The 17,791-nt window shown below is 43.1% G+C and carries 18 protein-coding genes and 1 other RNA gene; 6 read left to right on the plus strand and 13 right to left on the minus strand.

What is annotated here, in order from left to right; all coding sequences use genetic code 11:
- Positions 1-261 precede the first annotated feature (261 nt).
- Positions 262-621, minus strand: a transfer-messenger RNA (tmRNA) gene (ssrA, locus tag FTT87_RS13695).
- 131 nt (positions 622-752) lie between these two features.
- On the opposite strand from ssrA, the gene glpK reads away from it, so the two are divergent.
- Positions 753-2,237 (plus strand): glycerol kinase GlpK, encoded by a 1,485-nt coding sequence (gene glpK, locus FTT87_RS13700; RefSeq protein ID WP_180081258.1) that lies wholly within the window; start codon positions 753-755, stop codon positions 2,235-2,237.
- A 50-nt stretch (positions 2,238-2,287) separates the two neighbouring features.
- Here the strand turns inward: glpK and FTT87_RS13705 are convergent, their stop codons facing one another.
- The 3 genes from FTT87_RS13705 to FTT87_RS13715 all read right to left on the minus strand — a co-directional run bounded on the left by FTT87_RS13705 (position 2,288) and on the right by FTT87_RS13715 (position 5,732).
- Positions 2,288-3,817 (minus strand): DHA2 family efflux MFS transporter permease subunit, encoded by a 1,530-nt coding sequence (locus FTT87_RS13705; RefSeq protein ID WP_180081260.1) that lies wholly within the window; start codon positions 3,815-3,817, stop codon positions 2,288-2,290.
- 6 nt (positions 3,818-3,823) lie between these two features.
- Positions 3,824-4,975 carry an HlyD family efflux transporter periplasmic adaptor subunit gene (locus FTT87_RS13710; RefSeq protein WP_180081262.1) on the minus strand — a complete coding sequence of 384 codons (1,152 nt, stop codon included), beginning with the start codon at positions 4,973-4,975 and terminating at the stop codon, positions 3,824-3,826.
- Between the two features lie 256 nt (positions 4,976-5,231).
- On the minus strand, positions 5,232-5,732 hold the full coding sequence (locus FTT87_RS13715) for a thioesterase family protein (protein ID WP_180042464.1): 501 nt from the start codon (positions 5,730-5,732) through the stop codon (positions 5,232-5,234).
- Between the two features lie 102 nt (positions 5,733-5,834).
- Here FTT87_RS13715 and hemB point away from each other — a divergent pair, with 102 nt between their 5' ends.
- Both hemB and thiO read left to right on the plus strand, forming a co-directional pair.
- Positions 5,835-6,848, plus strand: coding sequence for a porphobilinogen synthase (gene hemB, locus FTT87_RS13720; protein WP_166167738.1), 1,014 nt, complete (start codon positions 5,835-5,837; stop codon positions 6,846-6,848).
- Between the two features lie 18 nt (positions 6,849-6,866).
- On the plus strand, positions 6,867-7,997 hold the full coding sequence (gene thiO / locus FTT87_RS13725; RefSeq protein ID WP_180081264.1) for a glycine oxidase ThiO: 1,131 nt from the start codon (positions 6,867-6,869) through the stop codon (positions 7,995-7,997).
- Here thiO and FTT87_RS13730 read toward each other — a convergent pair.
- The 5 genes from FTT87_RS13730 to FTT87_RS13745 all read right to left on the minus strand — a co-directional run bounded on the left by FTT87_RS13730 (position 7,983) and on the right by FTT87_RS13745 (position 11,051).
- On the minus strand, positions 7,983-8,891 hold the full coding sequence (locus FTT87_RS13730; protein ID WP_180042479.1) for a TIGR01777 family oxidoreductase: 909 nt from the start codon (positions 8,889-8,891) through the stop codon (positions 7,983-7,985). The two genes, thiO and FTT87_RS13730, sit on opposite strands and share 15 nt — an antisense overlap.
- Positions 8,892-8,962: 71 nt before the next feature.
- Entirely contained in the window at positions 8,963-9,409 is a 447-nt protein-coding gene (locus FTT87_RS13735) for an ABZJ_00895 family protein (RefSeq protein ID WP_180042480.1), read from the minus strand.
- A gap of 117 nt (positions 9,410-9,526) precedes the next feature.
- Positions 9,527-9,658: a hypothetical protein gene (locus FTT87_RS16080; protein ID WP_257221656.1), complete on the minus strand. Its 132-nt coding sequence runs from the start codon at positions 9,656-9,658 to the stop codon at positions 9,527-9,529.
- A 151-nt stretch (positions 9,659-9,809) separates the two neighbouring features.
- Positions 9,810-10,433 carry a LysE family translocator gene (locus FTT87_RS13740; RefSeq protein WP_180081266.1) on the minus strand — a complete coding sequence of 208 codons (624 nt, stop codon included), beginning with the start codon at positions 10,431-10,433 and terminating at the stop codon, positions 9,810-9,812.
- A 426-nt stretch (positions 10,434-10,859) separates the two neighbouring features.
- Positions 10,860-11,051, minus strand: coding sequence for an NF038215 family lipoprotein (locus tag FTT87_RS13745; protein WP_086196019.1), 192 nt, complete (start codon positions 11,049-11,051; stop codon positions 10,860-10,862).
- A 273-nt stretch (positions 11,052-11,324) separates the two neighbouring features.
- Here FTT87_RS13745 and FTT87_RS13750 point away from each other — a divergent pair, with 273 nt between their 5' ends.
- Positions 11,325-12,206: a 1-aminocyclopropane-1-carboxylate deaminase/D-cysteine desulfhydrase gene (locus tag FTT87_RS13750; RefSeq protein WP_180081270.1), complete on the plus strand. Its 882-nt coding sequence runs from the start codon at positions 11,325-11,327 to the stop codon at positions 12,204-12,206.
- A gap of 54 nt (positions 12,207-12,260) precedes the next feature.
- Positions 12,261-13,460 carry an NAD(P)/FAD-dependent oxidoreductase gene (locus tag FTT87_RS13755; protein ID WP_180081272.1) on the plus strand — a complete coding sequence of 400 codons (1,200 nt, stop codon included), beginning with the start codon at positions 12,261-12,263 and terminating at the stop codon, positions 13,458-13,460.
- A 12-nt stretch (positions 13,461-13,472) separates the two neighbouring features.
- Here the strand turns inward: FTT87_RS13755 and FTT87_RS13760 are convergent, their stop codons facing one another.
- The 4 genes from FTT87_RS13760 to FTT87_RS13775 form a co-directional block, all read right to left on the minus strand.
- Positions 13,473-13,631 carry a hypothetical protein gene (locus FTT87_RS13760; RefSeq protein WP_180175013.1) on the minus strand — a complete coding sequence of 53 codons (159 nt, stop codon included), beginning with the start codon at positions 13,629-13,631 and terminating at the stop codon, positions 13,473-13,475.
- A 174-nt stretch (positions 13,632-13,805) separates the two neighbouring features.
- Positions 13,806-13,943, minus strand: a complete 138-nt coding sequence (locus FTT87_RS13765; protein ID WP_180175014.1) for a hypothetical protein — start codon at positions 13,941-13,943, stop codon at positions 13,806-13,808.
- Between the two features lie 210 nt (positions 13,944-14,153).
- Entirely contained in the window at positions 14,154-16,037 is a 1,884-nt protein-coding gene (locus FTT87_RS13770) for a mechanosensitive ion channel (protein WP_180175015.1), read from the minus strand.
- A gap of 218 nt (positions 16,038-16,255) precedes the next feature.
- Positions 16,256-16,603: a hypothetical protein gene (locus tag FTT87_RS13775; protein ID WP_257230588.1), complete on the minus strand. Its 348-nt coding sequence runs from the start codon at positions 16,601-16,603 to the stop codon at positions 16,256-16,258.
- Between the two features lie 494 nt (positions 16,604-17,097).
- Here FTT87_RS13775 and FTT87_RS13780 point away from each other — a divergent pair, with 494 nt between their 5' ends.
- Entirely contained in the window at positions 17,098-17,520 is a 423-nt protein-coding gene (locus tag FTT87_RS13780) for a hypothetical protein (RefSeq protein ID WP_086196104.1), read from the plus strand.
- Positions 17,521-17,791: the final 271 nt, after the last annotated feature.

Raw genomic sequence — 17,791 nt, forward strand, 5'->3', positions numbered from 1 at the left:
AAATTTAATTGATATTTATCTAATGCTTTGATGAGAAGCGTTAGATTTTTATTTAGTGCAGAATAACTGCAATTTATTTAGTGCAGAATAAAAAACAAATTAGTGCAAAAAAAGCCGAAAACTTACATATTTACCCACAAAGAGCAAATATGGGGTCAAATGGTATCAGACGATATCGGACAAACAGGCATAAAAAAAAGCCTTTAAACATTGAGTTTAAAGGCTTTTTTAGATTCCGATGGATTACTTCGGAAAGAATTTTGGTGGAGGTGGCGGGAGTTGAACCCGCGTCCGCCAGCACTACGCTCGAGAATACTACATGCTTAGATATCGTCTATTGTTTTAACTCTTTGTGACCCGACGAACAGGGTACAAATCGCGATCCTCTAAGTTTAGTACAAAGCCCCGAGGCTTGGCTTTATACGGACTTGTGTGCGTGCGCTTCAGTCGGACTCTCTAACCACAAGTATTCGGAGAGGCGGACAAGCTGCCCTTAGGCAGCTAGAGCGTATGATTCGTCGTTTGCGACTATTAAAATGCAAATTTGATTTACGAGAGAAAATGCGCTCTCGACATGCATCTATGAGTTTCATCACCAGCGTCGAAGCCAGAAACACCCCCAAAGTAGACCGCAATCATAACATAAATGTTCAAACCCGCAGTGCGTTTTTTAAACATTTACACAAACAGATGCGATTAATTTAATAATTGCGTTAATATTTTATTTTTCAAGTCCTATAAAAGAAAAAATTATGAGCTATTTACTTGCACTCGATCAGGGAACCACCTCTAGCCGTGCGATCATCTTTAATGAACAGGGAAAAGTTCAAGCAACAGCTCAGCGTGAAATACATATCTCTACCCCACATTCAGGCTGGGTAGAACAGGATGCACAGGAAATCTGGACCACACAAATTGCAGTTGTGCAGCAGGCCCTCGCCTCGGCCCGTATTCTGGCAAAAGATATCAAAGCCATTGGACTGACCAATCAGCGTGAAACCACCGTGGTTTGGGATAAGCGCACGGGCAAACCGCTTGCCCCTGCAATTGTCTGGCAAGACCGCCGTGCAACTGAATGGTGTAATCAGCTCCTGCAAAAAAATTTACAGAATAAAATCCAGCAGAAAACCGGTTTATTGATTGACCCTTATTTCAGTGCCGGAAAACTGGTCTGGTTGCTGGAAAATATCGAAGGTCTGCGTGATCTAGCACAACAGGGACATGTGGCTTTTGGAACAGTCGATAGCTGGCTGATGTGGAATTTAACCCAAGGTGCAGAACATGTCATTGAAGCCAGCAATGCCTCCCGTACTATGCTGATGAATCTGCAAACTCAGGCCTGGGATGAAGAATTGCTACAGCTGTTTAATATCCCGCGTTCAGTTCTGCCGCAAATTATTGCTTCGGATAGCTATATGGCAGACACGGCTACAGGTTTATTGGGCGCAAATATCCCAATTATGGGAATTTTGGGCGATCAGCAATCGGCCCTGTTTGGCCAGTCCTGCTTTGAAGTGGGTAGTGCAAAAAATACCTATGGCACGGGTTGCTTCATGCTGTTCAATACGGGGCATCAGGTGCAATTTAGCCACAACAAGCTCTTGAGCACCTTAGCTTGGCAATGTCATGAAAAAACCACTTATGCACTGGAAGGCAGTGTATTTATGGCGGGTGCCATTGTGCAATGGTTACGTGATGGTTTAGGAATTATTCAAAACAGTCGTGAAGTCGAACAGCTGGCTTGTCAGGTAAAAGATACCGACGGCGTAGTTTTGGTGCCGGCTTTTACCGGACTCGGTGCTCCGCATTGGGACAGTGATGCCCGAGCCCTGCTCTGCGGCATGTCCCGTGGGACCAATAAAGCCCATATTGCCCGTGCAGCTTTGGAATCGATAGCCTTTCAGGTCTCCGATGTCCTGATGGCCATGCAATCCGATATTACCCATCCCTTAAAAGAACTGCGCGTCGATGGCGGTGCAAGTAGCAATGACATGCTGATGCAGTTTCAGGCAGATATGTTAAATGTGCCGGTATTGCGTCCTAAAATGCTGGAATCTACCGCTTGGGGTGCAGCAGCCATGGCCGGATTAAAAGCTGGCGTATTTTCCAGCATGTCAGATATTTCTGCATCATGGCAACTGGAGTGGGCTTTTGAACCCAATATGAATCAAGACCAGCGCCAATTTCATCTAAACAAATGGCAAACTGCATTAAAGCGGGCTAAATCAGATATTTAATATCTTCATATCCAAGATAATAAAAAACCGCTTCGAAAAGCGGTTTTTTATTAATGTGCATGTCCACCACCGGTGACACCGTTTTTGGGTTTTGGACATAGCCAGATAATCAGTGCGGCAAAAATAAACACCAGCGCCAGAATTAAAAACACATGGTTAGCAGATAAGGTAGACGCTTCTTTATCGACCAGACTCGAGATATAGCCCAAACTGCTTTCTGGACTCATTCCTCTTTGGGTCAGGATATTTTGCACTTCATCCATATGCAGGCTTCCTGCCATCTCGCTACGTGCCACTTTGCCATGATCATCCCAAATGGTAACGGCAATCGACGCTCCAATTGCCCCGGCCATGGTTCTGAGGAAGTTCATCAAACCGGCAGCAGAAGCCATTTCTTGCGGCAATACTGAAGCCAGAGCCATATTGGAGAGTGGAATAAAGAAAAACGGTACGGCAAAACCTTGCAAGATTTGCGGCAATGCCAAGGCCATAAAGTCGGCTTCAGTAGTCCAGAAGGCCCGCATCAGGGTCACCCCGCCCAGCAGACATAAACCAAAACTGGCCAAAGCCCGCTGATCATATTTGGTCGCCAGTTTGGCCACAATGGGCGACATCAGCAAACTGCCAAAACCCATGGTGGCAGTCAAATAACCTGCCCAAGTGGCAGTATAGCCAAGATTCACCTGTAACCATTGTGGAATCATGACAATACTGCCAAAAAAGGCCCCAAAACCAAAGGCTAAAGCCAAAACGGAAATGGTAAATCCACGATATTTAAAGATCTGGATATTCACCACCGGGTGGCGTTCAGTGAGTTCCCAAATGGTAAAAACGATGAGCCCGATCAAGGCAATCATGGCCAAAATAACAATAAAGGGATGATTAAACCAGTCATACTCATGGCCTAAATCCAGCATCAGCTGCAATGCCCCAATCCATAAAATTAGCAGCAATAATCCGCCCATATCAATTTTGAGTGTATTGGTTGCTGTTTCAGCAGATTTCAGCAAACGCATGGCGGCGAGTGCACAACCAATCCCGACGGGGATATTGATAAAGAAAATCCAGTGCCAGGACCAGTTATCACTAATGGTACCCCCCAGAATTGGTCCTAAAATAGGTCCCACAACCGTGGTCATGGCCCACATGCCCATCGCCTGCGACTGTTTCTCCGGTGGGAAAATACGCATCAGCAGGGTTTGACTAAGCGGCATAATCGGCCCGCCAAACAGGCCTTGTCCAATTCGGCAAAATACCAGCATTTCCAGACTGGTGGATAAACCACAAAGCACCGAAAACAGGGTAAAGCCGAACAGGCTGATGACAAAGATCCGGACTGTGCCAAAGCGTCCCGCCAACCAGCCGGTTAAAGGCACACAAATAGCTTCGGCAACGGCATAGGAGGTAATCACCCAAGTCCCTTGCGATGCAGAAACAGCAAGACTGCCGGTAATATGCGGAACCGAGACATTGGCAATGGTCATGTCCAGCACGACCATAAAATTGGCAAAGGCCAGTACAAATGCCGCCAGAAGCAGGCGGCCGCCAGTCAGGTTCGGTATAGGAGCGTAGTTATTCATAAATGACTACTTCGAAGACAAATCGATCTTCGCCTCCATAGACAGCCCCACCCGTAACGGATGTTCAGCCAGTTCTTTGGGATCAAGCTTGATGCGAACCGGCAAGCGCTGAACTACCTTAATCCAGTTACCTGTCGCATTTTGTGCCGGAATCAATGCAAAGGCGGAACCGGTTCCGCCAGAGAAGCCTTGTACTGTGCCGTGATACTCGACTGAATCTCCATACAGGTCAGAGGTTAAGACCGCTTTTTGACCGGGACGGACTTTTTCCAGCTGACTTTCTTTAAAATTGGCATCGACATACAGTTGTGAGGTCGGCACCACCATCATCAAGACAGTACCCGGTGCCACACGCTGACCAACCTGAATATTACGGCGTGTCACCACCCCATCAAAAGGAGCCTTGATTTCAGTACGCTCCAGATCTAACACAGCCTGCTTTAATTTGGCCTGTGCCACCAAAACATCAGGCGTGCTATTTTCATTGGCGCCGCGAATCAGTGCTTCATTGGCCGCTAGGTTGCTTTGTGCCGCTTTTTGGCTGGATTTAGCTTGTGCCAAACCGGCTTGTGCCGATTCATAAACCGCTTTGGCGGTATTCAGTGCGCTTTGTGCCGTACTGAGTTCTTCTTTAGAAATGGCGCCAGAGGCACTGAGTTTTTCACGACGGCTTAAGTCATCTTGTGCCTTATCCATTTTAGCTTTGGCCTCGGCCACTTTGGCTTCAGCACTATGAATGGCATCATCACTGACAAAAATTTGTGAATTCAGTGAGCTGCTATTGGCTTGCGTCTGTTTATATTGACGCTGTGCCTTGATCAGTTCTGCTTTGGCTGCAGCCAGCGCAATTTCTGCATCGCGCTGATCAACACGTACCAACAGATCACCTTTTTTGACCGTTTGAGTATCACTGACCAATACCTGTTCGACTTGTCCGGTGACCATAGAAGTGATTGAGGCCGTTTCTGCACCTACATAGGCATTATCGGTATCGACAGAATGATTGAAAAATAATGTCCAGATGGCATATAAAATCACAGCAAGGATTAAAATCAGTGCCACAAATCCCAAAGCCTTTTTTCGTTTTGCTTTGAGTTGCTGGTCAGTTACCTGTTCAGACTGTTGAGCATCTGGCGGCGTAATTTGAACATCTGTCATGCATGTTTCCTAAATCCAACAGCCCCCATCAGCAAGCAGCCCTGATCTGCTACCTTAACAAGAGGCATCTAGATCGTAGCAAGCTCATTTTGATGGGACGTTATTCTTGTAAAAATTTTTGATGCATTTTAAGAGTAAAAAATCATATTTTGAGAATAAAAATGTAACTCACCAGTTTCCAAAACAAATTCAGCACCGGATTTTCATCCAATGCCACATATTGACCTGACTTCTGCTTAGCTGGCTTCAAACAAGTTTAATAAGCATAAGAAGCGATGGCGGTTGCAATCGCTTTGTCTTCATCATTGACTAAGGTCATGCGCATGGTGCAACCTTTCCGACCTAAACGCAAAGTCTCGGCACGTGCAGTAAAAGAATTGCCGCGACCCGGTGCAAGATAATCGACCCGCATATCAACTGTTGCCAAACGGGATACCTTCTTAATGGTCTCGGGCAAATCATCAGGAGTGGCTTTCTTATACAGCTCCCCCATGGCCACAATCCCGCCAATACTGTCTAAAATGGTCGCCGCAACACCGCCATGCAAAATCTGAAATGCCACATTGCCAATCATATACGGCTGCATGTCGATATGGGCTTCAATCTGCCCATCCACTACCCGCATGTTCATGCCATTGTGCTGAAAGAAAGGAGATTTATTAAAAGCCTTGCATAACTGGTTCAGCAATACATCAATATCAACTTTCGAGCCGAAATGTATATGACCGGTCCAACTTTTTTCTGTTTCGTTTACCATTCGCTCGAATTTCCTGATTGAATAAAAATCTGTTAAACATCACCCAAAAACATATTCTAGGGCTACAATAGCCAAAGTTTAATACTGATCATTGAGATTGTTATGACCTATACGTTCAATCGTCCAGCATTTCCCGCTACCCGCATGCGCCGCATCCGTAAAAATGACCAATTACGTGCCATGGTACGTGAAACCCAGCTGACGACCGATCATCTCATTTACCCAGTATTCGTCCTTCCGGGGCAGAACCAAACCCAAGACATTCCAAGTATGCCGAATGTACAGCGTCTGTCTGCCGATCTACTGTTAAAAAAATCCGAACGTCTACTGGAATTGGGCGTTTCTAAATTAGCGCTCTTCCCTGTTACTCCACAAGAAGACAAAAGTCTGTCCGCCGAAGCTGCATGGCGTGAAGATGGTCTGGTCCAAAATACCGTTCGCCTGCTAAAAAAAGAATTGCCAGAAATGGTGCTGATCACGGATGGCGCTTTAGACCCGTATACTACGCATGGTCAGGACGGCATCATTGATGACACAGGCTATGTGCTAAATGATGAAACGGTAGAATGTCTGATTAAACAAGCCTTAAGTCATGCTGAAGCCGGTGCAGATGTGGTTGCGCCGAGTGACATGATGGATGGCCGGATTGGTGCTATTCGTAATGCACTGGAAGCCAATGGTCATATCTATACCAATATCATGGCTTATTCCGCCAAATATGCCTCCAGTTTTTACGGTCCTTTCCGTGATGCAGTCGGCTCATCGACAAACCTGAAAGGTGGCAACAAGTACAATTACCAGATGGACATCGGTAACCGTGCCGAAGCCCTGCATGAAATTGCCCTGGATATTCAGGAAGGTGCAGACATGGTGATTGTTAAACCGGGTATGCCTTATCTGGATATCGTCCGTGAAGTGAAAGATACCTTTGGCGTGCCGACTTTCGTTTATCAGGTCAGCGGTGAATACGCCATGCTGGCCGGTGCCATTCAAAATGGCTGGCTGTCCGACAGCGTGATTATTGAATCACTGATGAGTTGCCGCCGTGCCGGTGCTGATGGCATCTGGACCTACTTTGCCGAAGAAGCGGCTCTTAAACTGAAAGACATGAAATAAGGATTTGTGGTCTAAGCGATGAAAATTGCCATTATTGGAGCAGGCATTAGCGGTCTGCTGTCTGCTCTAGAGCTGGTGGAACAGGGATGTTCCGTGATGATTTTCGATCAGCAGCAGGCAGGAAAAGCTGCCTCCTGGGCGGGTGGTGGGATTCTCTCCCCGATGTATCCGTGGCGCTATCCGCAAGCCGTAAATCAGCTGGCGCAATATGGCAAGTCATTATATTTAGACTGGAACAAAAAGTTAAAGCCTGTTTCAGGCATTGATTTTGAAATTCATGAAAGCGGTATGCTGATTTTTGATGAAGCTGATTTTGAAAGCGGTCTGAATTATGCCGAGCAGTTTCAGGAACCAATGCAGCAATGTGAATATTTACAACAGGAACAGATTGAACAGCTAAATCCTTTTATTGACGCCAAATTTCAACACGCCATTTATTTCCCCCAGATTGCCAATGTCAGAAACCCGCGCTTACTGCAATCCATGGTGGCCTATTTAAAGCAGCATCCACAAGTCGAATTTATTGAACACTGCCCGATTGAGCAGTTCAATATCGCCAATGGCCAAGTCCAGTCCGTAGCTGCTAAAAATGGCAAAACGTATGATGCAGATCAGTTTGTGATCACCACCGGCGCATGGTCGCAGCGCTGGTCTGAACAACTGGATCTTGAGATTCCAGTTCGTCCGGTTCAGGGACAGATGGTGCTGTTTAAAACCCCGGCAAACTGGTTGCCGACCATGTGCATGAATGATGTGATGTATTTAATTCCACGTCTGGACGGTCATGTGGTCTGTGGTTCCAGCATGGCGGATTGCGGTTTTGACACCACCCCAACAGTAGCAACCAAGCAGAAAATTTTAGAAGCCTGTTTCGAGATGGTGCCCGAACTGGCAGCGTTCCCTATCGAAAAACAGTGGGCCGGTTTAAGACCCGGCTCCCCAACGGGTATTCCTTACGTCGGCAAAATACCCGAGATGGAGAATTTGTGGGCCAACTTTGGACATTTCCGTAACGGCTTATGTATGGGGCCCGCCTCTGCACAATTGCTCAGACAGCTGATGCTGGAACAAACTCCTCTCGTAAACCCAGCAGCTTATAGCCCTACGCGTCTCAAATCTGAAGCAGAGTCAGAGTTAATGGTTCACTAATATCTCTTCTAAAGCGCTATTCAAGGTCGGATATTTAAACTCAAAACCGGCCTCTTGCAGGGCTATGGACGCGACATATTGACCATTTAATACCAGTTGTGACTGCTCACCCAGCATCCATCGCAACACGAAAGCCGGTAAAAAGAATACAGGTTTACGTTTTAAAACTTGTGCCGCTGTTTTAACAAACTGCGCTTGCGAGACTTTTTCAGGTGACACGAGATTAAATATTTGTGCTTCAGTTTCATTGAGCATTAAAAATTCGATGGCACGCAGCACATCTTGCACATGCACCCAGACTACAGGTTGCCGCCCATGTCCAATCTGCCCCACCAGATTCAGTTTAATGGGGAATAACATACTTGGCAGAATTCCGCCATTTTTCCCAAACACAATACCGAGACGAATAATCTTGGTTCTTTGCTGCGTAAAACTGAAGGCTGCCTGTTCCCATAACTGACACAATTCCGACATAAAAATAGACTGTGGTGCAGACTGTTCTGTACATGTTTCTAACCATTGTTCAGTCGGATCGATCCCGTAATATCCGACTGCAGAACCGGAAATAATCCGCTTTGGAAAAATCTGTCTTTTTTCCAGGTATCGATAGAGCTGCTGCGTGGTTTCTACCCGGCTCTTCATCAATTGTTGTTTTCTTTTCGCTGTCCAGCGTCCCTGTCCAATACTTTCACCAGCCAGGTTGATGACATAATCAATGCGGTCGGTTTTTAGTTCATCTAAATGCTGAATCCAGGTCAGATCGGGATGATTTGAGCGTTTATTTTTCTGGCGGGTCAGCCCCACCACGGCATAATCACGAGCCAGCAAATAAGGCAACAGTTGCGAGCCGATAAAACCACTGCCGCCGGTAATCAAGACACATGCTTTTTGCATTTTAGACGTACTCATGTTTTTCTTATCTATAGATCAAGACGGTATAAAACTCAAGCCTATATCAGGGTCGTTTAGCCAAACATTTTTTGCGCCATGCGCTGCGCCTGTTTACCATAAAACCAATAGGTCAAAAGATAAAGTGGAATGGCAACGAGCAAGACCATAATCAGTACCATACTCATAAATTGCGGATTTTTGAGATATAAAAGAAAATTCTGCCAAACTTCGGGATCATTCTTGGCAAAAAGGACAATACCGAGCAATAAAAAGGCCAGGTTATAGCCCCAGAAAATCAGGCTAAATCCCAAAGTAATTTTTTTTTGTTCTTGAGCGGTTGGTGCTCGTCGTTGTTGTTTTAAAAACTTATACAGCACTAAAATCATGGCTGTTAAATAAGGCACGATGGTCAGAATTCCGCCCATGCCGGTTGGCAGTAAAGCAGCCAATACACCACAGATACAGGTAAAAATAAAACAGAAGAGAAAAAACCATAAAAAATATCGGGTTAATGACACAATGAGCCTGCATAAGCAACTTTTAGATGATCAGTATAAAAAAAAATGAGTTTTTTTTCATTTTATTGTCAACCAATCTGTAAAGCTCTGCGTTATATAAGGTATGAAGTTCATGAACCGTTAATTTGTACCGGCATCCACAATATTTTCGGTGAACTTTTCTAAAGCAATAAACTTGGTTTCAAGTTTTAGTGAGGAACAGCAGCCCAAGCTAAAACTTGCAACAGATTTTTTGACCGACGATTTCATCATCACTCGAATCGTCGGTCTTTTATTTTCTACATTCTATTTTAATCTTAACGTTCAGTCTGGGAATAGATTTATACACTTCTTGCATAAATCACTCTTTTTATAAAATAACAAATGAGTAAACCATTCAAAATTGATTTTCCCATGCCGTGATTTATTTCATGCCAAAGATTAACTTCAATCCCAACAGCGTCATAATGCCACCTGCAGCACGGTCAAAAGCGGCTTTAAATTTCAAATAGACACGACGTGGCTTTTCCGCTGACAAGGCCACTGCAACCAGTGAGCACCACCCTGCATCAATAAAAAAGCATAAAATGGGTAACACAAAATAATAATAAGTCGGAATTTCTTTGGGCAAAAGTGCAGTAAAAATACTGGCCAGCACAATTGCAATTTTCGGATTGGAAAGCTGAGTAATCAGGCCTGTAGTAAATGCACGGCGTAAGGACATTTGGGCTTGCGAACTATGCTCAGATGCAATCGGCTCTTTGGCATGTTTAATAATTTTAAAAGCCAGCCAGAGTAGATATATGCCACCGCAGATTTTTAAAGCCAGATAGGCAGATGGTACCGCCAATAAAAAGGCCTGTAATCCGAGTACGGCCAACAAGCCAAAAATGGCAGCGCCTGTGCCTGTACCTAAAGCGGTAAACACACCATGCCGACGTGAAATCGCAATTGAATTTTTAGCGACATAAATCGAAGTCGGTCCAGGACTCATTGCACCTAACATTAAAGCAAATGCAATTGAGCCCAAAATCCAAAATGATTCCACAAGTCCACCTACTGAAATTAATTCCGCGGCAATTTTACAATTTAAAAGGCTGAATATCTGCCTGAATTTCACCTCTTTTTCAGAATTTCACCGCATCATTCACCAAGAATTAAATCAATCACCTAATAAATCCCTAAGGAGGCACATCAAATCCCTCATTTATTAGAAAATGGATGAAATGAACAGAAGTATGGCTGCTGCGTAGCGATAGATATGGAAGAATATAAAATAAAGGTTTATATGGTAAAGATCGTTACAGTTACAATGAAATTAGCTGCATACATATATTTTTATGACAGTACTCAAATAGAAAAAAATCAGCACATCATTTCAGTAATAATTTTTTAGATACCTATAAATTCAGACCTGCCAATTGGCAGGTCAAGCTTGATTTAGCGCGAGATTAAATATCGGTTTCCGCTCAGTTTACTCTTGAGCCATTGGCTGGATTTCACGTGCGCCAAGCGGAGCAAGCCGATAATCTTGATCATGCACCGGCACACCGCCAATAATCATGCTACGAACTTCGGTTTTTGGCTTATTATAATCATCTTTCGCATCACATGCTGTCAGCAATAGCAGCACGCAAACAGATAAACCCACGGATAGCGTCTTCATCACATATCCTCTTTTTCATCATTGTTATATCTTTTAGATTAACACTAATGAGTATTTTTCAATCATTATTTTTATCATTTTAATTCAATTATTTAAGATATATTTACAAATAAGGCTTCTATGAATATGAGCAAGAACAAAAATCTTCAATAACTATTGTCAGGTCAGTCCTTATATAAAAATATCACTTTGATAATCCTGATGAAAATCAGCGTGCCATAGATCCTGCTATTTTACGTACAATACAGTCTCATATTTATGGACCATAATGAAATGTTTGACCATATTGCTCAGTCAGTGACTTATCAGCACATTCAGCTGAATGCCCCCGTTACAGTGACTGTGAAGCGTTTGGATCAGATTCATCCTCAAATTTCGGGCAACAAGTTTTTTAAACTGAAATACAATTTTCTGGAAGCAGAGCAGCAACGCTTAAAAAAAGTCCTGACTTTTGGCGGTGCCTACTCCAATCATATTGCTGCCACCGCTTATGCAGCACATCTGTTTGGCTTTGCCAGTGTAGGCATTATTCGCGGTGAAGAACTCAAAGATAAAGCGCTCAATCCTACCCTTGCCACAGCGCAACAATCTGGTATGCAACTGCATTTTGTCTCCCGCCAACAATATCGTGAAAAAACCAGTTCTGATTTTCTTGCACAATTACAACAGAGCTATCCAGAGCATTACATCATTCCCGAAGGTGGAACCAATTCTCTTGCCATTCAGGGCTGCAAGGAAATTTTAACAACCGGAGACCGCCACAATTATGATGTGATCTGCTGTGCCGTTGGAACAGGTGGAACAATTACAGGATTAATTGAAGCCAGTGCTGCTCATCAAACTGTGCTGGGTTTTTCGGCCTTAAAAGGCGATTTTTTAAAGTCGGATGTCGAGCAATGGACAACAAAGAAAAACTGGAAAATCACCGATGCCTATTGCTGTGGTGGTTATGCCAAGACCAGTTCTGAGCTATTACAGTTTATGCAGTGCTTTGAAGCAGAACACCACATTCCTTTAGAGCAGGTTTATACTGTGAAGATGATGTACGGACTGATGGATTTAATTGCCCAAAACCATTTTCCGGCAGGCAGCCGTATTCTGGTAATTCATACAGGCGGTCTGCAAGGTCGGCATATAGATGCAGATCTATCCTGAAATTGAGCGCAAAATTGTCTATAATGCCCTGTTTTTATCTCCCGCGGGTTGCTCATGTCTACAAATCAGTATGATGTCATTGTTTTAGGTGCAGGTGCATCCGGTCTGATGTTGGCATATATGGCAGCCCAGCGCGGCCGTAAAGTTGTCGTGCTGGAAAAAGCCAACAAGGTAGGTAAAAAAATTCTGATGTCCGGTGGCGGTAAATGCAATTTTACCAATCTGTATGTCGAGCCTGAAAACTATATTTCACATAATCCGCACTTCGTAATCTCAGCCTTAAGCCGCTATACCAACTGGGACTTTATAGGTCTGGTGTGTGAACACGGTATTGAATATGAAGAGCGCAAACATGGTCAGTTATTTACCTTAAACGGTGCCAAAGAAATTTTGGCCATGCTGCTGACTGAATGTGACAAAACCGGTCTGGTCGACATTAAAACCAGCTGTGAAGTCAAAGCAGTGACGGCAGTGAATGAGCAAGGTTTCCAAGTTGCGACTACTTCAGGTTATTTTCAGGCTAAATCTGTGGTTGTGGCAACGGGTGGTTTGTCTGTTCCTACACTTGGTGGCTCGGGTATTGGTTATGAGATTGCCAAACAGTTTGGCCATCATGTGCATCCGACCCGTGCAGGCTTGGTGCCCTTTACTTTTTCCGACCAGTTTAAAGAAGTGACTACCCGTTTAAGCGGTAATGCCGTCGATGCTACCCTATCCAATGATTTAAACAGTTTTACTGAAGCCTTGCTGTTTACCCATCGTGGATTAAGTGGTCCAAGCTCCTTACAGCTTTCTAACTACTGGAATGTCGGTCAAAGCTTTAAGATCAATTTTCTGCCTTACCTGGACTTGGTAGAATTTTTTAAAGCTAAAAAATCCAGCCAGCCTAAAGTGCTGCTACGTACCCTGTTGAATGAGCATTTGCCAAAAAATGTGGTGCTGGAACTGCAAAATCTCATATGGGCAGAACTTGCCGATACAGCGATCGGTAATTTGAGCGACGATAAACTGGAACAGATCGCCAAACATCTGCAGCATTTTGAAGTGAAACCGTCTGGAACTGAAGGCTACCGGACTGCGGAAGTAACTTTGGGTGGTGTCGATACTACTGAAGTATCATCAAAGACCATGGAAAGTAGGAAACAGAAAGGCTTGTACTTTGTCGGTGAAGTTCTGGATGTCTCGGGTCATTTAGGTGGTTTTAATTTTCAATGGGCATGGGCGTCTGCCCATGCCGCATCACAATACGTTTAACACGAAGATATCTTATTCCAGATAATCCGTGCGTAATAAATAAACCTGTTGATTCTGCTGTATACGCGCAATGGCAAGATCCATTTTTGCAATTGTTTCAGTTACATCAGCAGGTTTATTTCCCAGTATTATTTGAGTCGCCAATTTATTTATGACTTTAACTAATAACATTACTTTTCTCCTTTTATTATTAAATTCATACATCCCAGTATGAGCGGCACATATTTCATTAATATGAATCTAAATATTTAAATTTTATGAAATAGTTAATTTATAAATAGCATAAATAAAATTTAAAAACGATTATTTTTTAACTATTTCTCATTTTTTTATGGATTGAGCTGCTCACTCCCCCTGCTGCATCTGTTCACCTGCCTGCTTGGTTTTAGTAAAGACAAACTTATAGGCACTGATAAAGAATCCTACGGTAATGCCAGCAATGACAATGGGTGCAATAAACTTATTGGCTGGTTCTTTAGTCATTTAGATCTCCTGTTATCAATTAGCGGGAAGCGTTTATCCAGAATTATGACAACGCATTTTTTAACGGATATAAAGCTTAGTGTAGAAAATCAGGTCATTTTACTGACTGCTTCTTAATAATAGACTAGCAAAAAGCATGCCCATCTGTTGTGCACAAACAAAGCCCTCTTTTGTTTGTGCACATGTAGCGGATTTTTCTGCTTCTAGCGATTATTTTTTATCATCACTGGAGCCAGGATTATTTGGATCTTTGTCACTCTTAAGATCGACATCAGACTCTTTTTCCCCCGTGGATCCAAAAGGATTATTTACTGGCGGATGCTTGGGATCAACACGGACAGAATCCGGAACACTCTGATCTGGATCAATTTTTTTTGCATCTTGCGGTGCAGTAGCTAATGAGGCAGGAGTTGGATTGGATAAATCAGGAGGCAAAACATTTTTTTGATCAGCCTCTGGAAAGTCGGGCTCTGTAAGCGGTTTGGACAGATCGGAAGATGGTGCCGCTCCCCCGTCCATTTCCAGTTCAGAAGATTTATCTACCGACGAATCAGAACCTGAGCTTGAATTCTGCCCTGAACTGATTCGGTCTGAACTTTCCTGATGCGGATTAGGCTGCTTCGCCTCTTTTTTGCATTTATCAATCAAGTCGGTCAAGACACGTTGTGCCGGATCGCGCCCACCTAAACCAAAAGCCAATGCGAAGGCAACAGCGACGGCTCCCAATGTTAAACCAAATGCCAGATTGACGATGGAATCGGCAATACCCATTGCACGCAAACCCATTGCAATCATCAGGCCCATAATCAATATACGAACCAGATTTGTCAGCCAGCGTGAACTGACATATTCACCTCGTCCAATCACTTGGGCGACCAAATTGGCAAGCCAGAAGCCAATCATCAGAATCACTGCACCGAGCAGGATATTTGCACCAAACTGGATAAACATCGAAATCAGTGTACTGATCTGCTCAAAACCAAGCCGATTCGCTGCTTCAGATACTGCAAACAACATGGTAAAGAACACAATCAGGTAACCAATAATTGAAGATACTTTGGTCTTGCCTAAAAAGCGTTGGGCATCCATCTTGGCAGGAATTTCATCCACACCCGTTCCAGAGACAATGTCTACTACCAGTTTAGCCACAAAGCGCGATACCACATAAGCCAGAATAAGAATCAGAGCCGCTGCAATAATATGCGGAATGGCATTCATGATTTCATACAACATGGCTGTGGCCGGTTGTGAAATTGCCTGAATGCCTAAAGCTTCGAAGGCAATAATTAGGGCGGTAATGATAATAATCGCAAAGACAAATGAGCCCAGTACCTGTGACAGATTAGAATTTTTAAACATCCCGATTTTCTGGGCATGTTGCTGGAGATTCAAACTGCCCACCAGACCTTCAACAATACCGCGTACAATTTTTGCCAGAATATAGCCGACAAATACAATCACAGCAGCAATAAAGATATTCGGCAAGAATGAAACAACTTCATTCACCATGTTCTGTACTGGAACAAGCAAGCCAGTTAAGCCTAAAATAGACAGTACAATTGGCAGGAACAATAACAAAATCAGCCAATACACAATCTCGCTAATGTTCTGGCTAATTGGACTGACGCCCACATCAGCACTTAATTTTTCATCCAGTTCAGTTCGGTCCAGCAGTTTTTGCAGTCCTATCTTGACCAGATTTGCTACAATCCAGCCAATAAAACCGACCGCAATAGCCGCCAAAAGTTGAGGAATAAATAACAGGAATTGCTGAATCATATTGCTAAATGGCCCACTCACGCTGGTGAGATTCAGCACATTAAAAGCACCTATAACGGCAATGATCATCACGATCCAAAAGACAATACGCGAAACAATACTTTCAATATTGGCGCGATGTCCTGTCGCACCCGAAAGTCTTTGATTTGTTCCAAGCTTTTGTAAAACTTTTTTAATTCCTGCCGCAATAATAAGGGCAATAATCCAACCTATGATTAAAATGGCTATGGCAGCGAGAATAGGATGAAACTGATTCCAATAATACATCGCATCAAATTCCCCCCCTCTAGGGCCTCCAGAAAAATACTCATTCATATTGTCATGTCCTCTTGTTATTACTTATTGAATTTCTATAGATGAATACTGGGTTATGTTGGCTCAGTTCACCCTAAAATGATGAAGTTAAGAACACATTAGAATTCGATCATTTTTTATTCAATACAAACCAGCATAAATACAACAAAAGCGCACATTTGATTGCAAAAAAGCCCTAATCCTTTCAAATTAGAGCTTTAAATGAATGATTTGAATACCTACTGATTTTTGTTACTAATGCCTGTCCCCACATTATCGGCAGCATTACCTATTGCACTTTTTTCACCCGATTCTGTTACAGTATCGGCATCTGTAGCGACTGCTTCATCTGTTGCCGTTGCAGTACCGGTAGTGGCTGTATTATTTGGTGTGGCAGGTTGGGCACTAGGGTCAGGATGTCCTGGAGGAGCATTGGATGATTGCGGTTTAGTATAGGCAAACATGTAAACCAGTACGGCAATGAAGAATATCCCCACAAGAAGGAGGATATACACTGGCAAACGTTTTTTCTGAGATCTTTCTTCTTCACTCGTAACATGAGGCGGTTTATTAAAATCATGTGTCATGTTTTTTCCCCTTTTTTTATCTCATTCCATGTATTTATATTAACCATATTTCCTGATGAATTATGTATAAAAGCATAGTGACATGGTGAAGACTTGTAATTTTCACTTAAAAAACAGCAATTCAGAAAACAGTTGTTTAAATATTTTAAGGCAAGAAGGTTGTGTCGATTCAATTTTCAGTCAGGCTATCATTCTTTTCTATAGCTCTTTTAATATTACTGCTGCTGTTGCTTTTATCGCAGTAAAGAGGACTTTTATTCCATTTTTATATCTGGAGCAAGACACTATTATTTTACTTTAAGTCCCAGTATTTTAATTTAAGCTCCAGCAAAATTTAACCATGCAAAAGATAGGGGTTTAAGTTGCGGTTTTTAAAATAAGAAAATTAACCGATTTTTAAACCTGTCTAAGCTTTCATGATGAAACATGCTTTAGGTGCTGAAAGGCTTAAAATGAGCTATAATTATGCACCGTTTTTCATGCTGCTTAACTTTATGGCGTATCGTCAGCAATCTGTAACGCTTGATTTGGACACTGACGTCACTCATCAATGTTGTTTGCATTACACTCGTGATGAACATCTCATTGGAATTATTGAATTTAGTAAACCAAGTTATGTGCTTAAATGGGGTGATCTGGAATATTTCCGTCGTCGTACCGAAGAATTTTCTGTGATGCCGTTTCCTGAATGCATCAATGCCATGGTGATCGACATTCGCAATATTGCCCCGTTTATAGACAATGAAGTACCGATTATTCCTTGGCGCTTACTGGAAGAAGAATGTCCGATCCGTCTGGTGGTTCCCCAAGAACGACTTGAACATTATGCCGGTATATTTGAACCTACCTGGCTGACCAGCGATGTGGAAACTGCAATTCAGGAAATCCGCGAATTTATTGATATGTTTGTGCATTAAAAGATTAAAAGCTAAAAAATCCTCCTGAATGGAGGATTTTTTGTGATTAGAGAAAGTCCCCCTTAGAAGAAGGGGGATTTAGGGGGATTCAGTTTTCACGAGATAAATTATTCCTTTTAATCCCTCCCTTGCGAAGCAATGCTTCTTGTATCTTGATTGATATAGTGATTAGCTACCACTATACGCAAATTGTAGAGTTTGTAATGCTGCTAAAATCTTAAATTTGAACCTGAGATAAAACCTACAATTTGCCCCTATCCCTCATACAACT

The organism is Acinetobacter sp. YH01022, assembly GCF_013420235.1.
Taxonomy (GTDB): domain Bacteria; phylum Pseudomonadota; class Gammaproteobacteria; order Pseudomonadales; family Moraxellaceae; genus Acinetobacter.

Excerpts from the sequence above, each read along its gene's own strand:
- glpK (WP_180081258.1), top strand. The coding sequence starts at position 753 with ATGAGCTATTTACTTGCACTCGATCAGGGAACCACCTCTAGCCGTGCG.
- FTT87_RS13705 (WP_180081260.1), bottom strand. The coding sequence starts at position 3,817 with ATGAATAACTACGCTCCTATACCGAACCTGACTGGCGGCCGCCTGCTT.
- FTT87_RS13710 (WP_180081262.1), bottom strand. The coding sequence starts at position 4,975 with ATGACAGATGTTCAAATTACGCCGCCAGATGCTCAACAGTCTGAACAG.
- FTT87_RS13715 (WP_180042464.1), bottom strand. The coding sequence starts at position 5,732 with ATGGTAAACGAAACAGAAAAAAGTTGGACCGGTCATATACATTTCGGC.
- hemB (WP_166167738.1), top strand. The coding sequence starts at position 5,835 with ATGACCTATACGTTCAATCGTCCAGCATTTCCCGCTACCCGCATGCGC.
- thiO (WP_180081264.1), top strand. The coding sequence starts at position 6,867 with ATGAAAATTGCCATTATTGGAGCAGGCATTAGCGGTCTGCTGTCTGCT.
- FTT87_RS13730 (WP_180042479.1), bottom strand. The coding sequence starts at position 8,891 with ATGCAAAAAGCATGTGTCTTGATTACCGGCGGCAGTGGTTTTATCGGC.
- FTT87_RS16080 (WP_257221656.1), bottom strand. The coding sequence starts at position 9,658 with ATGATGAAATCGTCGGTCAAAAAATCTGTTGCAAGTTTTAGCTTGGGC.
- FTT87_RS13745 (WP_086196019.1), bottom strand. The coding sequence starts at position 11,051 with ATGAAGACGCTATCCGTGGGTTTATCTGTTTGCGTGCTGCTATTGCTG.
- FTT87_RS13750 (WP_180081270.1), top strand. The coding sequence starts at position 11,325 with ATGTTTGACCATATTGCTCAGTCAGTGACTTATCAGCACATTCAGCTG.
- FTT87_RS13755 (WP_180081272.1), top strand. The coding sequence starts at position 12,261 with ATGTCTACAAATCAGTATGATGTCATTGTTTTAGGTGCAGGTGCATCC.
- FTT87_RS13760 (WP_180175013.1), bottom strand. The coding sequence starts at position 13,631 with ATGTTATTAGTTAAAGTCATAAATAAATTGGCGACTCAAATAATACTG.
- FTT87_RS13765 (WP_180175014.1), bottom strand. The coding sequence starts at position 13,943 with ATGACTAAAGAACCAGCCAATAAGTTTATTGCACCCATTGTCATTGCT.
- FTT87_RS13770 (WP_180175015.1), bottom strand. The coding sequence starts at position 16,037 with ATGAATGAGTATTTTTCTGGAGGCCCTAGAGGGGGGGAATTTGATGCG.
- FTT87_RS13775 (WP_257230588.1), bottom strand. The coding sequence starts at position 16,603 with ATGACACATGATTTTAATAAACCGCCTCATGTTACGAGTGAAGAAGAA.
- FTT87_RS13780 (WP_086196104.1), top strand. The coding sequence starts at position 17,098 with ATGGCGTATCGTCAGCAATCTGTAACGCTTGATTTGGACACTGACGTC.